The organism is Malonomonas rubra, assembly GCF_003247215.1.
GTDB lineage: Bacteria > Desulfobacterota > Desulfuromonadia > Desulfuromonadales > Geopsychrobacteraceae > Malonomonas > Malonomonas rubra_A.
This window is the reverse complement of record NZ_QKAP01000058.1, coordinates 1-5194: the sequence shown is the minus strand read 5'-3', so window position 1 is coordinate 5194 and position 5194 is coordinate 1. Positions and strand designations below refer to the sequence as shown.

Here is a 5194-nt window from a genome sequence, read left to right as displayed (position 1 = left end):
GCAGCGTGGTGCGGTGGCCGGAGCTTTTCGTTCGATCCCTTTCGAAATTAAAAGTTTTGAAGATCTTGGATTGCCGGCGGTGGTAAAATCCCTCTCGCGGAAGCCGCGTGGATTGGTTCTGGTCACAGGACCGACCGGAAGCGGTAAGTCGACGACCTTGGCGGCCATTATTGATGCGATCAATTCCTCTCGCAATGAGCACATCATTACCATAGAAGATCCAATCGAATATTTGCATCCGCACAAAAAGTGTTTGGTGAATCAACGGGAAGTTGGGGCAGATACACAATCCTTCAAAAAAGCGCTGAAATATATCTTGCGGCAGGATCCTGATGTGGTGTTACTGGGGGAGTTGCGGGACATCGAGACGATCGAAGCAGCGTTGACGATCGCCGAAACCGGTCACCTCTGTTTTGCCACCTTGCATACCAACTCCTGTGTTCAGACCATCAACCGGATTGTCGATGTTTTTCCGACCAATCAGCAGGCTCAGGTTCGAACGCAGCTGTCCTTTGTCCTTGAGGGTGTATTGTCACAGACCCTGATGAAAAAAGCTGATGGTAATGGGCGTTGTATGGCGCTAGAAGTCATGGTGCCGAATCCGGCCATCCGTAACCTGATTCGTGAAGACAAAATTCATCAGATCTATTCGCAGATGCAGGTTGGTCAGGACAAGTTCGCCATGCAAACGCTGAATCAGTCGCTTTTTATGCTTGCTCATTCGCGTCAGATCGCACAGGAAGATGCGATGATGCGCTCGCCTGACATAGAAGAGTTGAAGCAGATGTTTGCAAACCCCAACTCGGTGTTGCGCCGCCAAGGAGCAATCAATCCTGGACGGGCACGGTAAAGAAACCGAATATAGCACGCGATAAATGGAAAGGGACTAGCGATGCCAAAGTTTTCATATGCTGGTAAGTCGAGAGAGGGAAAAACTGTCAAAGGAATGATGGAGGCCGCGAACGAATCTGTAGTGGTTGCGAATCTCCGCAGACAGGGAATTCAGGCGAATAAGGTGAAGGGCGCAGGCAAGGGGCTTGATATGGAGATCAATATCAGCTTTTTGCAGCCGAAAATCACCACCAAGGACATCGTAGTGTTTACCCGGCAATTTGCGACCATGATCGATGCCGGTTTACCATTGGTTCAGTGTTTGGATATCCTTTCGAACCAGCAGGAAAACAAAACCTTTAAAACTGTCCTGGCTAAAGTCAAAGAGGATGTCGAGTCTGGATCGACCTTTGCCGACGCGTTGAAAAAACATCCCCAGGCCTTTAACGATCTGTATGTCAACCTAGTAGCCGCCGGTGAGGTTGGTGGTATTCTGGATACCATTTTAAATCGTCTTGCAACGTATATCGAAAAAGCGATGAAACTGAAGAAGCAGGTCAAAAGCGCGATGACCTACCCATCGACGATTGTCGGAATAGCACTGGTGGTTATCGCGGTTATTTTGATTTTCGTTATTCCGGCCTTTGAAAAGATGTTTGCGGATTTCGGTGGTGCCTTGCCAGCTCCAACCCAGTTGGTTATCAATTTGAGTAATTTTATCCAGGATTATTTCTTGGTGATAGCCGGCGTGATCGTTTTTATTATCTTTGCTTTTAAGAAAACCTATGCAACGGAAAAAGGGCGTGAAAAAATTGATGATTTAGCTCTGAAGTTGCCAGTTTTTGGGGTTTTGATTCGGAAAGTCGCGGTCGCCAAGTTTTCGCGCACCATGGCAACCATGATTTCAAGTGGTGTCCCGATTTTGGATGGCTTGGATATTGTCAGCAAGACAGCTGGGAACAAAACTATCGAAAAAGCAATCAACCAAGTACGAATCAGCATTAGCGAGGGTAAAACAATCGCAGAACCGCTGAAGGAATCTGGTGTATTCCCGCCGATGGTCTGCCAAATGATAGAGGTCGGTGAACAAGCTGGTGCCCTCGATACCATGTTGAGTAAAATAGCGGACTTCTATGATGATGAAGTCGATGACGCAGTGGGCAACCTGACATCAATGATGGAACCGCTGTTGATGTTATTCCTCGGAACCACCGTCGGTGGGCTAGTTGTCGCCATGTACCTGCCGATTTTCAAAATCGCTGGAACTGTCGGCGGCTGATGCCATTTACCAAAAAAAAAATATATAAAACCGATTACCGCAGTTTGACATGGTATCTGGCCTGTCGGGCTGCGGTAATTACATTTCTCCTCGGTGGCGCTGCCATTTTCTACTGGGGAGGGCCTGTTGCAACCTCGGCGGCTGGGCCTTTGCTGCTGCTCATTGCCATTTCCTATGCCCAAGCTATCTGCTCGGCCTTGTTGTTGCGGTTAGTGAAAAGACTCTACCTTTTTGCCCAGACGCAGATTGTCTGGGACTTGTTGTTCGTCACTGCAATCATTCTTTTGACCGGTGGAGTCGAAAGTGTCTTCTCGTTTGTTTATCTTCTGGTCATCGTCTCAGCAAGTTTTATGTTGCCCCGTCGTCAGACATTTTTTGCTGCAGCTTCTGCGGCAATCCTATTCGGGGGCATTCTGGATCTGCAGTATTTCCATTATCTGAATGAAATAGGCCTTTACCGAAATGTTTCCGGTGGGGCCTTTCTTTCGGCAGTGTTCGTTCATGTTGTTGCTTTTTTTCTGTCTGCTGGCTTGAGTGGAACTCTGGCGGAGAGGTGGCGGGCCAGCGAAGCGGAACTGGAGCGTAAAACAGTCGATTTTGCAGAATTGGAGGAGATGAACCGCACCATACTTTCGCATATCAGCAGCGGGTTAATGTTAGTTTCTGCCGATGGAAGAGTACTTTCGTTTAACCGGGCTGCCAGCGAGATTACTGGTTTGCAGAGAGGAGAGGTCTATCAACAACCGGTCAATAGTTTATTCCCAAATCTAGGCTTGCTAACGACAGAAGGTTTTTCCCTGGTGAGTCGAGCTGAAGCGGTGTTTGAGAAACCTTCCAAGGAAAAACTTGTTCTCGGTTATGCTACTACAGTAGCCAAAGGGCACAGGAGAGATGAGCTAGGTCTACTGGTCACGTTTCAGGATCTGACGCAACTGAAAATGGTGGAAGAACAATTGCAGCGTGCTGACCGTTTGGCAGCTGTTGGCCGATTGGCTTCGGGAATGGCGCATGAAATACGTAATCCGCTGGCCTCAATCAGCGGCTCGGTTCAGCTGCTGCTCGAGGCGAGTCATGGCAGTGATGAAGATCGTCGTTTGATGAGTATTGTTGTGTGTGAAGCTGATCGGTTGAGTGGTCTTCTGACTGATTTTCTCACCTATGCTCGCCCGCCAGTGCCGAACAAGGAACGGATCAACGTGATTGCCGTGGTGAATGAACTTTGTGAAATGCTAGCTGCCGATCAGCGTTTTTCTCAAATAACAATCAGAAAACAGTATTCTGAGCAGGTTGAAATGGAGCTTGATCGGGGGCAGATCTGGCAGGTCCTTTGGGACTTGGCGATCAATGCGGCAGAGGCAATGCCGGAGGGAGGCGAGCTGCATATTCGAGTAGATTTTGAAAATAGTTCGATAACGGTCGAGGATACCGGCCCGGGGATTGCCGAAGAAATAAGGAGTCAGATTTTCGATCCGTTTTTTTCAACCAAAGAGAAGGGAACCGGTTTAGGCCTCGCTTCAGTCTATTCGGTCGTTGAAGCTCACGGCGGGAAAATCGATGTTAGCCCCGGAGTTTTGGGTGGCGCAAAATTCACCCTGATTTTTTCAGATACAGAAAGTTAATAAAATGAGTGAGAAAACAAATCGCATCCTTGTTATCGATGATGAGAACAGTTTGCGTGAATTGCTTGTCATCATGCTCCAGCGTGAGGGCTATCAAGTTGATGAAGCTGAGAATGGAGCACAGGCGTTAGAAAAAACGACTAATGAGTCTTACGATCTGGTTATCACCGATATCCAGATGCCGAAAATGACCGGTATAGAATTACTGCGTGAGCTGCGTAAGCGTGAGATTGATGTCACTGTATTGATGATTACTGCTTATTCATCGACTGAACAAGCGGTTGAAGCAATGAAGCTGGGAGCCTACGACTATGTAACCAAACCATTCAAAAACGACGAGATCCGCCTTGTCATTAAAAATGCTCTGGAGCGGACTCAGTTGCAAAGCGAAAACAAGCGGCTTAAAAAACAGCTTGGAGAGCGGTTCACTTTCAAGCAGCTAATCGGCGGCAGCCCAGCGATGAAAGAGATGATCGCGTTATTGGAGCGGGTCGCGCCGAGCCAGGTGAATGTTTTAATTACCGGCGAAAGTGGTACCGGCAAAGAGCTGGTCGCTAAGGCCCTGCATTTAAATAGTGAACGGAAAGAAAACAGTTTTGTGCCGATTAACTGTGGCGCCATCCCGGAGAATCTGCTTGAAAGTGAACTGTTCGGCCATGAGAAGGGCTCATTTACAGGGGCTGATAAGCGTAAAGATGGTCTGTTTGAGGTAGCCAACGGCGGCACTCTGTTTCTCGATGAGATCGGCGAACTGCCAATGAGTATGCAGGTTAAACTGTTACGAGTGTTGCAGGAAAGGGAATTTCGCCGGGTCGGCGGGACAAAAAATCTGCCGCTCGATATCCGTTTACTAGCGGCGACCAACCGCAACTTGGAGGAGGCGGTGCAAGAAGGGACGTTTCGAGAAGATCTTTATTATCGCTTGAATGTTGTACAGATCGATCTTCCTGCTTTGCGTGAGCGGGTAACCGACATACCGCTGTTGATCGACTTCTTTTATCAGTTGCGTACCGGAGAGAAGCATCTACCAATCTCGAAAGAGGCTCTTTCCTGCTTAGTGGAATATCCTTGGCCGGGTAATATCCGCGAACTCGAGAACTTTGTCGAGAGGGTAGTTGTTCTAGGTTGGAATGAGCAGCTTACGATTGAAGCTTTACCCGACCAGATTCGCAAAGTCTCGAGACCTTCCATGCCCGCTGTCGATGAATTTCCCGAAGAAGGGTTCGATCTTGAAAAATGGCTCGAGGATATGGAGTGTTCCATGCTGTTGAAGGCTCTGGAAAAATCTGGTGGGGTGAGGACAAAAGCTGCCGAGATTCTGGGAATTAGTTTCCGGTCGATTCGTTATCGATTGGCGAAACTTGGGATAAGTGACGATAGTGGGTAAAAAAATTTGCCCATACAAATTAATAAAGCTTGAAAAAAAAATTTTATATGCTAAGATTAGTAAATCGTAATCATGATC

General features: G+C 47.8%; 4 protein-coding genes. All 4 read left to right on the top strand.

Features of this window, described 5'->3' with window-relative positions:
- Positions 1 to 850: type IV pilus twitching motility protein PilT (locus Q7J88_RS05515; protein WP_303721154.1), on the top strand; the 850-nt coding region annotated here is incomplete at its 5' end.
- Between the two features lie 42 nt (positions 851 to 892).
- A complete protein-coding gene (locus tag Q7J88_RS05510; protein ID WP_303721153.1) occupies positions 893 to 2110 on the top strand; it encodes a type II secretion system F family protein in 1218 nt (405 codons plus the stop codon).
- The gene (locus Q7J88_RS05505) at positions 2110 to 3729 is read left to right on the top strand and encodes a nitrogen regulation protein NR(II) (RefSeq protein ID WP_303721152.1); all 1620 of its coding nucleotides are present in this window, start codon (positions 2110 to 2112) and stop codon (positions 3727 to 3729) included. The genes Q7J88_RS05510 and Q7J88_RS05505 overlap by 1 nt, the downstream gene beginning before the upstream one ends.
- Positions 3730 to 3733: 4 nt before the next feature.
- Positions 3734 to 5116 (top strand): sigma-54 dependent transcriptional regulator, encoded by a 1383-nt coding sequence (locus Q7J88_RS05500; RefSeq protein ID WP_303721151.1) that lies wholly within the window; start codon positions 3734 to 3736, stop codon positions 5114 to 5116.
- Positions 5117 to 5194: the final 78 nt, after the last annotated feature.